The organism is Enterococcus sp. JM9B (assembly GCF_009933265.1).
GTDB lineage: Bacteria > Bacillota > Bacilli > Lactobacillales > Enterococcaceae > Enterococcus_C > Enterococcus_C songbeiensis.
Genome location: NZ_MAEK01000031.1, coordinates 150,096 through 167,130, shown reverse-complemented (window position 1 = coordinate 167,130; position 17,035 = coordinate 150,096). Strand labels below are relative to the sequence as shown.

General features: G+C 40.8%; 17 protein-coding genes. 1 reads left to right on the top strand and 16 read right to left on the bottom strand.

The genetic code is table 11. The features are described 5' to 3' along the window. Nucleotides 1-65: 65 nt before the first annotated feature. The 15 genes from pstB (BAU16_RS10400) to BAU16_RS10330 all read right to left on the bottom strand — a co-directional run bounded on the left by pstB (BAU16_RS10400) (nucleotide 66) and on the right by BAU16_RS10330 (nucleotide 15,433). Nucleotides 66-824 (bottom strand): phosphate ABC transporter ATP-binding protein PstB, encoded by a 759-nt coding sequence (gene pstB, locus BAU16_RS10400; RefSeq protein WP_161527030.1) that lies wholly within the window; start codon nucleotides 822-824, stop codon nucleotides 66-68. A 30-nt stretch (nucleotides 825-854) separates the two neighbouring features. Continuing rightward, nucleotides 855-1,661, bottom strand: coding sequence for a phosphate ABC transporter ATP-binding protein PstB (gene pstB / locus BAU16_RS10395; protein WP_137605046.1), 807 nt, complete (start codon nucleotides 1,659-1,661; stop codon nucleotides 855-857). Between the two features lie 12 nt (nucleotides 1,662-1,673). Then, entirely contained in the window at nucleotides 1,674-2,558 is an 885-nt protein-coding gene (gene pstA / locus BAU16_RS10390) for a phosphate ABC transporter permease PstA (RefSeq protein WP_048604915.1), read from the bottom strand. Further along, on the bottom strand, nucleotides 2,558-3,478 hold the full coding sequence (gene pstC, locus BAU16_RS10385) for a phosphate ABC transporter permease subunit PstC (RefSeq protein WP_048604914.1): 921 nt from the start codon (nucleotides 3,476-3,478) through the stop codon (nucleotides 2,558-2,560). Before pstC ends, pstA begins: the two co-directional genes overlap by 1 nt. Before the next feature lie 99 nt (nucleotides 3,479-3,577). Further along, on the bottom strand, nucleotides 3,578-4,432 hold the full coding sequence (locus BAU16_RS10380) for a phosphate ABC transporter substrate-binding protein PstS (RefSeq protein WP_048604913.1): 855 nt from the start codon (nucleotides 4,430-4,432) through the stop codon (nucleotides 3,578-3,580). Nucleotides 4,433-4,675: 243 nt separating this feature from the next. Then, nucleotides 4,676-6,124 carry a cardiolipin synthase gene (gene cls / locus BAU16_RS10375; protein WP_048604912.1) on the bottom strand — a complete coding sequence of 483 codons (1,449 nt, stop codon included), beginning with the start codon at nucleotides 6,122-6,124 and terminating at the stop codon, nucleotides 4,676-4,678. Between the two features lie 146 nt (nucleotides 6,125-6,270). Continuing rightward, complete coding sequence (ftsX, locus tag BAU16_RS10370; protein WP_082147287.1) at nucleotides 6,271-7,155, bottom strand: permease-like cell division protein FtsX; 885 nt, start codon at nucleotides 7,153-7,155, stop codon at nucleotides 6,271-6,273. Further along, the gene (gene ftsE, locus BAU16_RS10365; RefSeq protein ID WP_048604910.1) at nucleotides 7,148-7,834 is read right to left on the bottom strand and encodes a cell division ATP-binding protein FtsE; all 687 of its coding nucleotides are present in this window, start codon (nucleotides 7,832-7,834) and stop codon (nucleotides 7,148-7,150) included. Before ftsE ends, ftsX begins: the two co-directional genes overlap by 8 nt. A gap of 113 nt (nucleotides 7,835-7,947) precedes the next feature. Then, nucleotides 7,948-9,055 (bottom strand): peptide chain release factor 2 gene (prfB, locus tag BAU16_RS10360; protein ID WP_137605044.1). Its coding sequence is split into 2 segments (ribosomal slippage): nucleotides 7,948-8,982 and nucleotides 8,984-9,055, totalling 1,107 coding nucleotides; the frame shifts between segments, so codons are not numbered across the junction. Nucleotides 9,056-9,212: 157 nt separating this feature from the next. Beyond that, nucleotides 9,213-11,723, bottom strand: a complete 2,511-nt coding sequence (gene secA / locus BAU16_RS10355; protein WP_161527029.1) for a preprotein translocase subunit SecA — start codon at nucleotides 11,721-11,723, stop codon at nucleotides 9,213-9,215. A 205-nt stretch (nucleotides 11,724-11,928) separates the two neighbouring features. After that, complete coding sequence (gene hpf, locus BAU16_RS10350; protein ID WP_048604908.1) at nucleotides 11,929-12,483, bottom strand: ribosome hibernation-promoting factor, HPF/YfiA family; 555 nt, start codon at nucleotides 12,481-12,483, stop codon at nucleotides 11,929-11,931. A 142-nt stretch (nucleotides 12,484-12,625) separates the two neighbouring features. After that, nucleotides 12,626-13,165, bottom strand: a complete 540-nt coding sequence (locus BAU16_RS10345; RefSeq protein WP_237579236.1) for a ComF family protein — start codon at nucleotides 13,163-13,165, stop codon at nucleotides 12,626-12,628. A 143-nt stretch (nucleotides 13,166-13,308) separates the two neighbouring features. Further along, nucleotides 13,309-14,613 carry a DEAD/DEAH box helicase gene (locus tag BAU16_RS10340; RefSeq protein ID WP_161527027.1) on the bottom strand — a complete coding sequence of 435 codons (1,305 nt, stop codon included), beginning with the start codon at nucleotides 14,611-14,613 and terminating at the stop codon, nucleotides 13,309-13,311. 99 nt (nucleotides 14,614-14,712) lie between these two features. Continuing rightward, nucleotides 14,713-15,036 carry a PTS sugar transporter subunit IIB gene (locus BAU16_RS10335; protein ID WP_048604905.1) on the bottom strand — a complete coding sequence of 108 codons (324 nt, stop codon included), beginning with the start codon at nucleotides 15,034-15,036 and terminating at the stop codon, nucleotides 14,713-14,715. A 109-nt stretch (nucleotides 15,037-15,145) separates the two neighbouring features. Further along, nucleotides 15,146-15,433 carry a DUF7662 domain-containing protein gene (locus BAU16_RS10330; protein ID WP_048604904.1) on the bottom strand — a complete coding sequence of 96 codons (288 nt, stop codon included), beginning with the start codon at nucleotides 15,431-15,433 and terminating at the stop codon, nucleotides 15,146-15,148. 109 nt (nucleotides 15,434-15,542) lie between these two features. Here BAU16_RS10330 and BAU16_RS10325 point away from each other — a divergent pair, with 109 nt between their 5' ends. After that, a complete protein-coding gene (locus BAU16_RS10325; RefSeq protein ID WP_137605041.1) occupies nucleotides 15,543-16,175 on the top strand; it encodes a YigZ family protein in 633 nt (210 codons plus the stop codon). 39 nt (nucleotides 16,176-16,214) lie between these two features. On the opposite strand, the gene BAU16_RS10320 is transcribed toward BAU16_RS10325, so the two are convergent. Next, nucleotides 16,215-16,919 carry a GntR family transcriptional regulator gene (locus tag BAU16_RS10320; RefSeq protein WP_048604902.1) on the bottom strand — a complete coding sequence of 235 codons (705 nt, stop codon included), beginning with the start codon at nucleotides 16,917-16,919 and terminating at the stop codon, nucleotides 16,215-16,217. Nucleotides 16,920-17,035: the final 116 nt, after the last annotated feature.

The following is a 17,035-nucleotide window of genomic DNA, read 5'->3' as shown; positions in this document are numbered from 1 at the left end:
TTTAGTTTGTTTTTCACTACCTATATCATTCCACTAGTGTACTTGAAAAAAGTGGTTTCTTGGTTTTAGCCGAATCTTCCTGAGATGTAGTCTTCTGTTTCTTTTTTTCCTGGTTGTAAAAAGATTTTTTTCGTATCATCAAATTCAATCAGGTTTCCATCTAAAAAGAAGGCCGTTTTATCAGAAATTCGTGAGGCTTGGGAAAGATTATGGGTAACGATGATCATCGTATATTTCTCTTTCAATTCCAACAAGGTCCCTTCGATTCTCGCGGAAGAAATCGGATCTAGCGCACTGGTAGGCTCATCCAGCAAAATGATTTGCGGATCCACCGCTAGAACACGTGCAATACAGACTCGTTGCTGCTGACCGCCAGACAAGGACAACGCACTGGTATGCAATTTGTCTTTCACATCATCCCATGCAGAGGCAGCTTTTAAACTTTCTTCAACTACCTGATCAAAGACATGCTTGTCTTTTTCACCCTTTAATTTTAACCCATAAATGATATTTTCGTAAATTGAAAAAGGAAAAGGATTTGGCTGTTGAAAAACCATGCCGATTTCTTTACGCAATTCAACGGTATCCTGCCGAGGACTGTAAATATCCTGTCCTTTATATAGAACATTTCCGGTGATTGTCACATTTGGAATCAAATCATTCATTCGATTCAATGAACGCAGATACGTGGATTTCCCACAACCGGAAGGACCGATCATTGCAGTGATCTCCCCCTTGTTGATTCCCATAGAAATGCCTTTCAAGGCTTCTTTTTTTCCATAATATAAATGCAAATCTTTTGATGCAATAATTTCTTCTGCCATAAATGCCTCCGTTTTTCTCGACAACTTGGATTACCCAAAGTGGCCGGAAACATAATCTTCTGTCGCTTGGATTTTCGGGCGGGTAAAGATTTTTCTTGTCTTGTCATATTCGATTGCTTTTCCAAGATAGAAAAATGCGGTATAATCGCTGATCCGTGCCGCCTGCTGCATATTATGTGTCACAATTACAATCGTATAGTGTTCCTTCAAGTTTATCAGTGTTTCCTCCACCGTCCCAGTAGAAATCGGGTCCAACGCGCTGGCTGGTTCATCCAACAAAAGGATATCCGGTTTCATGGCGATTGCTCGGGCAATACACAGCCGCTGCTGTTGACCGCCAGATAGGGCCAAGGCACTTTTATCTAAACTGTCTTTGACTTGATCCCACAAAGCGGCTTGCTTCAAACTTGTTTCAACGATTTCATCTAATTTCTTTTTATTTTTTTCCCCATGGCGTTTAAGGGCAAAAGTGATATTTTCATAAATAGATTTACTGAAGGGATTTGGGCGTTGAAAAACCATCCCAATTCGTTTGCGCATTTCGTAAACGTCGACATTGTCCTGATTGACATCGACTTCTTTGTACATAATCTTGCCGGTAGTTTTCGTATTGGCGATTCCGTCATTCATTCGATTTAAAGATCGTAGATACGTTGATTTCCCACAACCGGAAGGACCGATTAATGCCGTGATTTTATTCTTTTCAAACTGCAAATCGACACCTTTGATTGCTTCGTTTTGTCCGTACCACACATGCAGATCTTCCGTGTATAACGCAATTTCCTGCTGTTCCTCCATCGTGATGATATGACGATCCTCTAAATTATATTTACTCATACTTGAATCTCCTTAAGCAGATGTCATTTTCTTATAAAGTCGTTTGCCCGCTGCCCGTGCACCTATGTTGAACAACAGTACAGCAATAATCAAAACAGCCGAAGCTCCAGCGGAAACCTGCACACCATCTGGCATCGTTCCTTCGGTATTTATTTTCCAAATATGCACAGCCAATGTTTCTGCTTGCCGGAAAATACTGATAGGGCTGGAAACACTTAATGGATTCCAATTACTAAAATCCAATGCCGGTGCGCTTTGTCCTGCGGTATAGATCAAGGCAGCAGCTTCTCCAAAAATTCTGCCTGAGCTAAGGATTACGCCCGTTAAAATTCCAGGGGTTGCTTCAGGAACAACCACTCGTGTCACAGTTTCCCAGCGTGACAAACCTAAGGCTAAGCCTGCTTCTCTTTGGGTGTAATGAATGGCTTGTAAGGATTCTTCCACATTTCTGGTTAATAAAGGTAAATTGAAAAAGGTCAATGCCAATGCACCGGAAATAATTGAGAAGCCATATTGAAATTGAATAACAAAAATTAAAAAGCCGAACAAACCGACAACAACTGATGGCAAAGAGCTTAGAATCTCGATGGATGTACGGATGACATCTGTCAGCCAATTTTTTCCCGCATACTCGGAAAGATAAATCCCTGCTCCCAAAGAAATAGGAAAACTGATTAGCATCGTGATAAACAGCAAGTAAAAGGAATTAAATAGCTGAATGCCGATTCCTCCACCCGTTTGATAAGCCTTCGAAGGTTGGGTTAAAAAGCTCCAAGAAATATGAGGTACACCTCGGACTAAAATATAAAGCAATAAGGCTGCCAAAATCAAAACAATGATTCCGGAGATTCCGTATAAAACCCCAGTGGCAATTTTATCTGAGCGTTTGGCATTCATTATTTCAGTGCCCCTTTCTTCCCAATCATGCGAATAATTATGTTAAATAGTAAGGACATCAATAGAAGAATCAATGCCAGTGACCATAAGACATTATTTTCCACTGTTCCCATGATGGTATTTCCGATACCCATGGTCAAGATGGATGTCAAGGTTGAAGCAGGGGTTACCAAACCGGATGGTAACAAAGCCGCATTCCCGATAACCATTTGAATCGCCAGCGCTTCTCCAAAAGCCCGTGCCATGCCAAAAACCACGGCGGTCAAAATCCCTGGAACTGCTGCACGTAAAACAACCTTATAAATCGTTTGCCAACGGGTGGCACCTAAAGCCAAGGACGCCTCACGATAATGGCGAGGAACAGCTTTCAAAGCATCTGCCGTCATAGTTGTTACGGTTGGCAAAATCATAATGAATAAGACAAACGTTCCTGCCAGAATCCCAAAACCAGTCCCACCAAAAACGGAACGAACGGCTGGAACAATGACGGATAACCCGATAAATCCATAAACTACAGAAGGAATTCCAACCAACAACTCGATGACTGGCTGCAAGATTTTCTGTCCTTGTTTTGGTGAAATTTCTGTCATGAAAACAGCAGCACCAATCGCAAATGGGGTCGCGATAATCGCTGATAAAAATGTCACAATAAACGAGCCGGCAATCATTGGCAAAGCCCCTACTAAAGGTTTGCCATTTGAACCAATTTGGCTAGGATTCCATTCAGTACCAAACAGAAAATCAAACACATTGATTCCATCCGTAAAAAATGTTGCCAATCCACGACTAGCAACGAAATAAAAAATCGACAGCACAACCAGAACAATCAATGCGATACATAAAAAGCTGATGATTTTTCCTCGTTGCTCAATTCGCGCACGCTTCGATTTCCTTAACAATACTTTTTTTACATCTTCCAAGAGGGCTCCTCCTCAATTTGAGTGTTTCATACCATACGCTCTTAGTTTACGCCGTCAACATCAATTTGCCTTTAACTTAATGTAAATTTTGTGTAAAGATTAGTTGACAATATTTCCCTGCCAATCCCGTTCGACTTTCATGTCAGAAATCGGGATGTAGCCCAGTTTGCCTACAATATTGTCTTGGACTTCATCTGACAGCATGTATTCCATAAATTCGGCTGTCAATTTTTCTGGTTTTCCTTTTGTATACATGTGTTCATATGCCCAGATTTTCCAATCATTCGTTGTCACATTTTCATCGGTGGGCGCTACTCCGTCAACCTTCAATGTCGCTACCGCATCCGTGACATAAGAAAAAGCAACATAGCTGATTGCCCCCGGCGTATCTGCCACGATTTGACGGACCATTCCACTGGAATCTTGTTCTTGGGCTCGGATGGCTGTTTTATCTTCCAACACCCACTTTTCAAAGGTGCCTCGTGTTCCACTACCGGCAGCCCGGTTTAAAATGACGATTGCCTGATCAGCGCCCCCAAGTTCTTTCCAATTGGTAATTTTTCCTAAGAAAATATCCCGTAAATCTGCTAATGCAATATCTTCAATTCCGATTTTTTTATTTACGATTGGTGTGATTCCCACCGCTGCGACTCTGTGATCCTGCAATTTTGATGCATCAATGCCGCTTTTTTCTTCCGCAAAAAGATCTGAATTTCCGATTTCAACAGCTCCAGATTGAACTTGACTTAATCCGGTCCCGCTGCCGCCTCCTTGTACATTGACAAATTTTCCCGGAAATTTATTTTGATATTCTTCAGCTACCGTTTCAACAAGGGGCTGTAAGGCGGATGATCCAACCGCTGTAATCGATTCTCCGCGATCGATCCATTTTGCACAGCCGGTCAAAAGTAGGATCATTCCCAAAAATGGGAGTAAAAATTTCAATTTTCTCATTTGATTTGCTCCTTAATTGGTTGATTAAAACAACTCTATTCTACCATTATCCACTAGGAATACGAAAGCCTTATTTACTGACCACCATGAAAAGAACCCCGAACTTTATTGTTCACTTTCTAAAATAGAAGCTGTACTAAGAAATCCAGGCTTGTTTCTACGTTTCTGTTTTCCTGCTCCTATGCCGAAAAAAAGCAAACCGAAACGATTTCCGGCTTGCTTTTATTTCTACAAAAAATTTTCTTATAATAATGGCGAAACCAAACGACCTAGTCCTTCTTTTAACTTGATCACCACACCTCGTTGTGCGTATCGTTCTTTTGTCAATACTTGCGATTTTTTTGAATCTTCTAAAAAAGCCTGCTGAACTTGTTGGGTGATTGCTTCATCATAAATGATTGCATTCACTTCAAAATCCAATCGGAAAGAGCGGACATCAATATTTGCCGAACCAACGGACACAATGCCACCATCGATAATCATCGTCTTGGCATGAACAAAACCATTTTCATAGGTTTCAATAATTGCCCCAAACTCGATTAGTTCTGCCGCAAAAGAATAAGTAGCCCAATAGACCAACGGATGATCCGGTTTGTTAGGGATTTGCATCTGCACTTTGACCCCTGACAATAATGCCAGTTTTAAAGCTTCATGAATTGATTCATCCGGAATATAATAGGGAGTTTGAATCAAAATTTCTTCCTTTGCCATGCTGATCATTTTCAAGTAAGTCATTTTGATTTGTTCAAACTTAGAATCAGGACCGCTTGTCACGATTTGAACCGCTTTCTTCCCATTTGACTGAATTGGCGGAAATAACTCTTTGGCATATTGGACTTCTTGAGTATGTTGGGAATTCCAATCCATTAAAAATCGGTTTTGCAAAGAATAAACAGCTGGACCATGTATCCTTAAATGATTGTCCCGCCAATAACCAAATTTTTTCACCAAACCTAAATACTCATTACCAACGTTAAATCCACCAGTATAGCCAATTTCTCCATCAATCACCACAATTTTTCGGTGATTCCGATAATTAATTCGGGGATTGATATAAGGAACAAATAATGGGAAAAAGAACGCCACGACACCACCATGTTCTTTCAAAGGTTGAAAAAAATTCTTGCGAACTTGCGTTGAGCCCCATGCATCGAGTAGTACCCGTACCTTGACTCCCCGTTTTGCTGCGTCTACTAATGCATTTCGGACCTCTACTCCTAAGGTATCATCCCGATAAATATAGTATTCAAAATGAATATGGTCCTTTGCGTGACGAATATCCTCAATCAATTGATCGAATTTTTCCCGACCATCGATAAATAATTGAATTTCATTAGTAGATGTATACAATGAATGCTCAAAAACCGTCAGCATATAAACTAACTGCTTGACGTTCACCTGTGCGGTAGATGGATGAGGAAATAAATCTCGCTTCAACGCTTGCCGTTGTTCTTCAATTTCCACATTCATCCCGATTTTTCCTTGCATTTTTAAATCGAAAATCTTATCCTTTGAAATTCCTCGGCCAAAGAAAATGTACAAAATAAAACCGACCACCGGAATAAACATCAATACCAGCAGCCAAGCCCAAGTTTGTGCCGTTTGTTTGCGTTCGCGGAAAACAATAATAAATGAAAGCAAAATATTTGCGACCGTCAAAATCGTAAACACATTTTCAGTAATGTACTGCACGTTTCTCCTCCTCTGTATTCTCTACTAAAGAATAGCGAAGTTGCGAAAAGAAGTAAAGGCATAACCGTTGATTTCTCCCCGTATTTCACATTTTTTCGTCAAAAAAGCACCCTGCAAAAATAGCAGGATGCTGTCAAAATCAATTGTTAAGCTTTTAAGAATCGACGCATGGAAATGATTGAACCAAGAGAACCGATTACCATACCCAAAACGACCATCAGTAAACAAATTTGCAACGTAAACGTATCCGGCTGCAATAAGCTGTAGTTGGAACGCAAGAGCATTGGATTGACTAAACGATAAACTTGACGATACCCAAAAACCATAATCAACACAGGAATCACAGCGCCTAAAAGACCAATCCAACCGCCTTCAAGGAAAAACGGCCAACGAATATACCCATTCTTGGCACCTACCAGACGCATGATCTGGATTTCCCGTTGCCGAGACAAAATAGTAATTCGAATCGTGTTGGAAATCAAAAACATTGCAACGAACAGCAGCAATACCGCTCCTGCTAAGCCCCAAGTTTTGACACCATCAGCGATTCCAAAGATTTTATCTGAATTGGCACCACCATAATCGGCTTTAAACACACTCGGCAGTTTAGCCGCTTCTTTTGAAATTTGTTTGGTGTAATCCGGACTCTGAGTGCTGACAACGAACACATCATAAAGAGGGTTACTGTCGCCTTCGAATAAATTCCAAGAATCTCCCATCGCTTTTTGGATTTTCTTTAATTCGTCATCTTTATTTGAAAAAGTGACTTTCTTTACGTGCTCAATCCCTTTTAATTCGGTTTCTAATTTATCAATATCCTCTTGTTTTGTACCAATATCGATAAAAACAGAAACATCCACGTTTTTTTCAATATCTTGTGCTAATTTTGTGGCATTCATGATAACTGCCATAAAAATTCCCACTAGAGTCAACGTAATGGTTACCGCACTGACGGAAGCGACTGTCATCCAGCCATTACGCTTCAGACTTTTCATGCTTTCTAAAAGATGTCGGAAAAAAGTTCTAATCATCGTATCCATATTCCCCTTCCGCTTGGTCACGAATTATCCGACCGTTTTCAATCGCAACCACCCGATGGCGGATCGTGTTAACGATCGTGCTGTTATGGGTTGCCATCACTACCGTCGTTCCTTGCGCATTGATGCGATCCAACAATTTCATGATTTCCCAAGAATTTTCAGGGTCAAGGTTTCCGGTAGGCTCATCGGCGATCAATACTTTCGGCGTATTGACGATTGCTCGGGCAATTGATACCCGCTGTTGTTCCCCACCAGATAATTCACTTGGAAATACCCGTACTTTATGTTTTAAACCAACCAAGTCCAAAACTTCCATGACACGTTTTTTGATGTCGCGTGGTTTTCTTCCGATAACTTGCATTGCATAAGCAACATTTTCATAAATCGTTTTCTTTGGCAACAATTTATAATCTTGGAACACGATACCGATTTCTCGACGCAATAAAGGAACATCACGGTTTTTTATTTTCAACAGGTCATAGCCTGCAACGTTGAGGGTACCCTTTGTCGCTTTTTCTTCACGATACATAAGTTTTATAAAGGTTGATTTCCCAGCCCCAGAAGGACCGACCACATAAACAAACTCACCTTGATCGATATTGATCGTGATATTACGGATGGCTGTAGTACCATTTGAGTACTTTTTCATTACATCCTTCATTTCAATCATGGCTATCTCTCCATCTTCTTTTATTCGATACTGACGTATTATAGCACGGGAATATTTCAGCATTTTTTCACAACTTTACAGTTTCATTTCAATTGAATGAAACTTGCTGATTCTTATGCTTTATTTAATTTCATTTTTAAATATGCATCAATAAATCCATCTAAGTCTCCGTCCATCACCGCTTGGACATTCCCAGTTTCATAATTGGTCCGATGATCCTTGACCATTGAATAAGGATGGAAGACGTAAGAACGGATTTGCGAGCCCCAACCAATCTCCATTTGATCCCCACGAAGAGCAGCGGCTTCTTGTTCTTTTTTCTCCATCTCCAATTGATACAATTTTGCCTTCAACATGCTCATGGCTGTATCCCGGTTTTGAAATTGTGATCGTTGTGCTTGACTGGCAACCACGATCCCTGTTGGAATATGTGTGATTCGAACAGCAGAAGAGGTTTTATTGATATGCTGTCCACCAGCACCGCTTGCCCGAAAAACATCGACTTTCAATTCATCCGGATTGACTTCAATATCAATGGTATCATCCAATTCCGGCATCACATCCACCGAACAAAAAGAAGTATGACGACGATTGGCTGAATCAAAAGGAGAAATTCGAACCAACCGGTGAACTCCTTTTTCTGATTTCAAATACCCAAATGCATTGTGTCCCTTGATTAATAAAGTCACACTTTTGATACCAGCTTCGTCCCCAGACTGATAATCCAGCATCTCCACTTGATAGCCATGCTGTTCGCTCCATCGCGTGTACATTCGCAAAAGCATGCTGCCCCAATCTTGAGATTCTGTCCCGCCAGCACCAGGGTGTAATTCTAAAATCGCATTGTTGCGATCGTAAGGTTCATCCAATAGCATCGCTAATTCATAGCTTTGCATTTTTTCCTGTAATTTCTGCAGGCGTTCTGACAATTCTGTTTCCATTTCCGAGTCAGATTCTTCCTCCAACATTTCTTCCATGACTGTCAATTCTTCCACTTCATCTGTCAATTGATGAAATTGATCGTAGGCTTCCTTACGGACATTGTTTTCACCGATGACTTGTTGTGCAGCTTCGGCATCATCCCAAAATCCCGGTTCTGCCATCTGAGCTTCCGCTTGAGCAATGTCTTCTTCCAACTGATCTAAGTCAAAGAGACCTCCTGAAGCTGACCGTTTTTTCTTTCATTTCTGTTAATTGATTTCGCATTTCCGCTAATTCCATTGGATAAGTTCCTCCTTAAAATGATGAAAATTTTTTAAAATTTCCACTGTTTTTTTCATGCAACAGAGGCTGGAACTTAACTCAACAATTGCGAGCTACGTCCCAGCCTTCCATTTCCACACGCGTATCTTTTAAAAGATACATTTATCGCCTAGATTCAGGCGTCTTTGCCATGACAATTTTTGTATTTTTTGCCGCTTCCGCATGGGCAAGGATCATTACGCCCCACTTTTTCAACGTGTACTGGTTTTTGTGGTGTTTCTTCTGTCTGCTCGGTTTGTTCTGCCTCACCTTGTGCCACTTGTTCCCGTTGAACGTTTTGGCGAATTTCTGCCTTCATGAAGAGTCGTGTTGCCTCATATTCGATAGCACCTACCATGTCTTCAAACATGTTGTACCCTTCCGTTTGGTATTCTACCAATGGATTGTTTTGTCCATACGCCCGCAAACCGATTGATTGACGCAATTGATCCATCGCATCAATATGGTCCGTCCATTTTGTATCGACAACCCGCAAGATAACAACTTTCTCAAATTCCAATAATTGTTCAGGGCTGTTTAACTGCGCCGCTTTTTCATCAAAAATTCGTTGTGCTTCTGCGAAAAGAGCATCTTTGATTTCTTGCGGTGTTTTTCCTTTGAAATCTTCTACGGATACTTTGTCTTCATGTACCAGCGCATTGCCGGCAAAATCAACAATCCCTTCCAGATTCCATTGGCTTTCTTCTACCTGAGTATGGCTGTCTACAACGCGTTCAATCGTCCGTTTGACCATATTCATCAAGGTCTGAGATAGACTCTTGTCTTCCATGATTACTTCTTGACGTTGTCCATAGATGACTTCCCGTTGTTCCCGCATAACATCATCGTATTGCAAAACATTTTTACGGGTATCGTAGTTATTTCCTTCAACCCGTTTTTGGGCAGCTTCTACTTGACGTGTCAGCATTTTACTTTGGATCACGGCATCGCCTTCTTCAATCTTCATCCGATCCAAGAATGCTTTGATCCGTTCTGAGCCAAAGCGTTTCATCAAATCATCTTCCAGAGAAAGATAAAATTGTGAAACCCCTGGATCTCCTTGACGTCCAGAACGTCCCCGCAACTGATTATCGATACGACGTGATTCATGACGTTCCGTTCCGATAACTGCCAAGCCGCCAAGTTCTGCAACTCCTAAGCCAAGCTTGATATCGGTTCCCCGACCAGCCATGTTGGTAGCGATGGTGATGGCACCTTTTTGCCCTGCATTTAAAATGATTTCGGCTTCTTTAAAGTGATTTTTCGCATTCAAAACTTCATGTGGAACTTTTTCTTTATCCAGCATGTTGGATAGCAATTCTGACGTTTCAACGGCTACTGTACCTACCAGCACTGGTTGTCCCTTACGGTAACGTTCCTTAATATCTTGAACCACCGCATGGAATTTGCTTGATAATGTCGGATACAATAGGTCTGCCCGATCATCCCGCACGATTGGTTTATTGGTTGGAATTTGGAAAACCTGCATGTTGTAGATTTCTCGGAATTCTTCTTCTTCCGTTTTTGCTGTACCGGTCATCCCAGCAAGTTTTTTATACATCCGGAAATAGTTTTGGAAGGTGATTGTTGCCATGGTTTTGCTTTCATCTTCAATTTCCACGCCTTCCTTAGCTTCAATCGCTTGATGCAGACCGTCAGAGTAGCGACGACCATCCATGATCCGTCCAGTAAATTGGTCTACAATTAAAACTTTCCCTTCTTGAACAACATAGTCAATATCCAGCAGCATGATATAGTTTGCCCGCAAGGCTTGATCCATGTGATGAGTCAGGGCAGTATTTTCAATATCATAAAGATTATCCAAACCAAATGTTTCTTCGGCTTTTTCGATTCCACTTTCTGTCAGACCAATCGTTTTTGATTGGATATCAATTTTATAATCTTCTTCATTTTTCAAACGTTTTACAAAATTATCTGTTCGCGTATACAATGCCGTTGATTTTTCAGCTTGTCCGGAAATAATCAATGGAGTCCGCGCTTCATCAATCAAAATCGAGTCTACTTCATCGACAATCGCATAGTTTAACGGACGTTGCACCATTTGATTGCGGTAAACTACCATGTTGTCCCGCAAGTAGTCAAAGCCTAATTCATTATTGGTACTATAAGTGATGTCGCAGGCGTAAGCAGCACGTTTTTCTTCTGATGATTTAGAATTGATATTCAATCCCACAGTCAAGCCAAGAAAATTATATAACTCACCCATTTCCGTTGAGTCACGAGTAGCCAAATATTCATTGACCGTAACTACGTGAACCCCTTCACCGGAAAGTGCATTTAAATAAACCGGCATCGTGGCAGTCAATGTTTTCCCTTCACCTGTCCGCATTTCAGGAATATTCCCATCGTGCAAGACCACGCCACCCATCAGCTGAACATGGTAAGGATAAAGACCCAACACCCGTTTGGCAGCTTCACGAACAACTGCAAAGGCTTCTGGTAATAATTGGTCTAACGTTTCTCCCTTTTGATAGCGTCCACGAAATTCATCTGTCTTATTTCGCAATCCTTCATCTGTCAATTTCGCCATTTCATCGGCAAAGGTTTCTACTTGATCGGCTATCGCAGACAGCCGTTTTAATTCTTTTTTATCATTTTCAATCAGGGTTTTTAAAAAATTGGCCATACGTAAATAAATCTCCTTTAATTTCCATTTTCTCAGTTCTAAAAGAAACTCTCCATCCTATTCTATCATTAGTTTTCTTCAAAAGAAATAGCTAGAATCTCATTAGAAGTTTGTCATGAAAAAAAATTAACTTTTTCGATTGATTTTTGAGAGAAAAAAAGAAGATACCCACTGAAAGCGAGTATCTTCTTGAAAATTTCAGAAATCAATCGGTTTCGATCAAACCATATTTGCCGTCTTTCCGACGATAAACGATGCTGGTACCATTTGTTTCCGCATCTTCAAAAATGAAGAAGTTATGTCCCAACATGTTCATTTGCAATACAGCTTCTTCACTGTCCATTGGTTTTAGAGAAAGACGTTTTGTACGTACGATATCTAATTCTGATCCGTTTTCTTCACCAGGCTCCTCATTAAAGATTGCCGTGGCTGCTGCTGTATCAGGTAATCCTGTTTCACGAGACTTGCGGTTGATTTTTGTTTTGAACTTGCGAATTTGGCGTTCTAACTTATCAACGACCAAGTCAACACTCGCATATAGGTCAGGCGAAGTTTCTTCTGCCCGTAAAACCAAATAAGGAAGTGGGATCGTTACTTCTACTTTCGCCGTTTTTTCTGTATAAACTTTCAGGTTCACATGTGCTGTTGCATTAGGTACATCATTAAAGTAACGTTCTAATTTCCCAACTTTTTTTTCGACATAGTCGCGAATAGCATCTGTAACTTCAATATTTTCGCCGCGTACATTGTATCTAAACATAACAATTGCCCCTTTCATCTACCAATAAAAGAAGGAGAAAGGACCACTCTTTTTTCCTTCTTCTTACCTTTATTATATCGAACTCTAATGCTTTTGCAAACTTAAACGCTAACAAATTCATCGAATTTTAAGTCCCGTTATTTTATCGAGCAAAAGAGAATGTTCGAATGAGCTTTGCATCAGCTTTTAGCAAGACCTCTGCACCATGAAAAAGCGTTCGACCAGTGGTATAGACGTCATCTACCAACAAAATTTGTTTATTTTTGACTTCTTCCATCGGGACCGCCAACTCATAAGGCTGCTCCATTGCTAGCCGTTCCTGGCGATTTTTTTGTGCCTGAGGTTTTGTATCCACCTTTCGTTGAAGAAAGGCATAACGGGAAATCCCGGCAGCTTCCAACACTCCCTCCACTTGGTTAAATCCCCGTTGAGCAAACCGCTTGGAAGATAACGGAATGCCACAAATCAAAAAGTCGGAATAGCCGCCTAATTCTTTTTTAACTTCTTTTGCGATTACTTGTCGCAGGCGATAATCCCCTAAAAATTTATAGGCATGCAGCCAGTCTTGAAAACCTGAATCATAGTGATACATGGCTCGATGTGCAAAATCATAGTTGCTGTATTTTTTTCGCCAATAGTCGCAATCATTGCAACGAAAATCCGGCGAAACAACTGGCTTCATACACGTTGGACAAGTTCCTTCTCTTGAAAGTTTCGCTAATTTTTTTTGACAGACTAAACAGCATTCTCCTTTAAGCTGCCATGGAAAAAATAGTTCTGTCAGCAATAAATTGCGAATAATCGTTTTTTGACACCACAGACACTTCATGTTTCCAGCCATTTCTTAGCAAGCAGATTCATTTCACGAATTTCTTTGCATGCGTTACGAATGCTTCGGGTTTGCTGATCATAGAAAAATAAAACTTCCCCTTGATTAAACTCTCCTTTACGATCGACTCTACCGGCGATTTGGACCAACGCTGATTTGCTGAAAACCGGATGATTGGCGCCTATTACGATGACGGAAACATCCGCAAAAGTCACTCCTCGCTCTAAAATCGTGGTACAAAGCAAGACATCATACGCTTCTTCCCGCATTTGCTGCACCTTCTCTAATCGCTGCTCATCTTCTGCTGAAACTGCCTGAATTTGGTAGTCCAATAAGATTTTTTGCAGTGGTATGACAAGAGCCTTCATCCATTCAATTTTCGGGCAAAAAATGAGCACCCGATTCTTTTTTCGCAAGTTTTTCACGACTTGTGCCAATCGTTTTAACTTGCCAAGAGACTGGGGCAATCTCTCCCATTGATGAAACCAGACCAGTTTCGGTTCAATCAATGGACGTTGATGAAAGCGCAAAGGCAGTTTTTCTACAGAAAATGTTTCACTGACTTCTTTTACTAATTTTTCAGAAGGTGTCGCAGTCAAATAAATGCGGCACCCGTCTTTTTTGGCCGCCTGCTTACTGGCAAAATAAAGGCGCGAATCCCCTTCATAGGGAAAGGCATCAATTTCATCGATAATCAATAAATCAAATACTTGATAAAAGTGAAGCAATTGGTGGGTCGTCGCCACCAAAAAAGCAGTATCTCGATAGTCTTCTTCCGCAGCTCCATGACTCAACAAAATATCCTCTTGCGGAAAAGCTTCCTTAAATCGTGGAAACAACTCCCGACAAACATCGATTCGTGGCGAAACTACTGCTACCCGCCCGCCAGTTTTTAAAGCACTGTAAATCACCGGAAACAGCATCTCGGTTTTCCCCGCCCCTGTTACTGCCCACACCATGGTTCCTGCTCTCTTTTCAAATTGCTGTTGCAACTTATCGGCAACTCGTTGCTGATACACCGTCAATTGTCCTTGCCATCCCCAAAAAATAGCGCGATCTTCCCTTTCAATTTTGAGTGTTGGTGTAAAAAGAACGGCATCGCTAGTAATACGCCCAAATTCGATACAGGCGGGACAATAATAAACACCGTTTGGCAGCTGCAACTGGTCTTTTTTTTCTTGCGACCCGCAACGCATACAACCAATTTTCCCCTTCCTTTCAATCATTGCCTCTCGAAAGGTTCCTTCTGTATCTGCTAAAGCTGTTTTTATTATGATTTGTTGTCGTCCCGTCCACTCCATGTCTTTTTCCCTCCCTAAAAGGAAGTACGAAAAAGTTTGCTTATTTTTTTTCAAAAAAATAGAAGCCGAAATTTGGCTTCGGCTTCTATTACTAGCTGCTTATTTTTCGTCGATTAATGTCAACGCTTGTTTCAATACTTTTTCACCATTCATCATGCCGTAATCTGCCATGTTGATGACATCCATTGGAATACCTTTTGGTGCCAAACGTTTTTCGAAATCACCCTTCATAAAACGAACTTGAGGGCCTAAAAGTAAAACGTCTACATCTTTCTTTTCAAGATTATTGTCAGCATCAGAAGCTGCGACCGCAAAGATATCTGCTTCCAAACCGTCTGCTTCCGCCGCTTTTTGCATTTTTGTTACTAACAGACTGGTACTCATACCAGCTGAACAAACTAACATAATTGTTTTTTTAGCCATGATTATTCTCTCCTTCTACAAATAAAGGAATAATTTTCAATATTGTTATCCCTGTATCTTATTATAAAACAACTACTCATTTTGTCAACGCTTTCCACTTTATTGAAGATTAATGGAGCAGCCAACTGGATTTAACCAATTTATTAAACACAACGTACTCTTTTTCCAAGTTGATATGAACGACCTCATATCCGGCATTCAGCCAGGCATAGGCGCCTTGCTCCGGATGCTTGTGGTCATTGGCCCACCAATCGGTTTGCTGCCGTGCCGATCGAGGCAGACCTGTAGAAGGAAACAGCAATTCATCAAATTGTGTAAAGGTCAGGGTGACCTGTGAACCACCATTCTTTTTTAAATAATGTGTGATCACATCATATTTTTTTCTGCGTTTGCCCATTTCCTTCACCCCTCTTTTATTATCACCATTTTTTGAAAATTATGCAACCGCTAGCTTAGTTGCAACTTGTCTTTTCTTTCACTATACTGAAAGAAAAAAGGAGAACTCCATGCTGGCTACTTATCTTACTATCAAAGAAGACGGACAAGCAGAAACAGAAATTAAAAAATCTCGTTTCATCTGTTCGCTAAAACGAGTACAAACAGAAGAAGAAGCAAAAGAATTCATTCAAGCAATCAAAAAAGAACATTGGAAAGCCAACCATAATTGCAGCGCATTTTTGTTAGGAGAAAAAAATGAGATCCAACGTAGCAGTGATGATGGTGAACCCAGCGGTACTGCCGGTATTCCCATGCTTGAGGTCTTGAAAAAAAACAACTTGATCAACGTGGCGGCAGTTGTCACCCGTTACTTTGGCGGGACAAAATTGGGGGCTGGGGGCTTGATCCGTGCATATTCTCATGCGGTTTCTAACGGTCTGGAAAAAATCGGCATCGTTCAGGGAAAATTGCAGCAGGAAGTTTTGGTAACCATCCCTTATCCATTGGTAGGAAAACTGCAACACTTTCTTGAAACCCAAAAAATTTCGGTGAAGGATACCATTTTCGCCACTGATGTTACAATGACCTGCATGATTGATGAAGAGCAGCAAACCCTTTTTATCCAGCAAGTAAATGATTTGTTAAACGGCAAAGGTCAATTTGCCAAAGGAGCCGTCAGCTATGTAGAAGAGCCCATCTAAAAAAAGAACTAGAAAGCACATGTTCCTAGTTCTTTCCTTCTATCTTTCTAAATAAAATTCAAAACGATTGCCGACATATTGGGTCCGCACATATTCAAAAGGTTGACCATCTTGCAAATAGGAGATCTGGCGCATTCGTAAAATGGCATCTCCTCGTTTGATTTGTAAATATTCTGCAATTTGCTCAGAAGCCAACATTGCTGAGACCGTTTGATTTGCAGGACCAATCTTTTCTCCTTTTTCTTCCAACGTTTTATAAAAGGACTTCGTGATTTCTGATTTACTAAAATCATGGATCAGCTTTTCAGGGATACTGGCCACTTCAAAACAAATTGGAATATCATCGGCAAAACGAATTCGTTCCATTCGCAGAATACTTTCATTTTTTGTCAAATGAAGTTTTTCCAGCTCTGAAGAACTAGGCGCTGTCACAAAATACGATACCACTTTGCTTGAAGGTACCTTTCCTTGGGAGAGCATAATTTCAGTGAAGCTGGTGGTACCAGACATTTTTTCTTGAACTTTTTGGCGAGCGACATAGGTTCCTGAACCTATTTTTCGATCTAAAATTCCTTCATCAGCTAAAGTTTGGATTGCTTGCCGTAAGGTCATTCGACTAACACTAAATTGGATGGCCAGTTCCCGTTCGGAGGGCAGTCGATCACCGATTCCCCAGACCCCTTCTTCAATTTGTTTTTTGATTTGATCATGGATTTGGATATAAACTGGTAAACTATCAGACACGATAGACTCCTCCTTAATTCTTCTTATCGAACATTATAACTGGTATATACCTAACTTGGCAAATAGAAAATACAAAACAGGCTGTTTTCCACGAGAAAAACAGCCTGTTTTGCTAT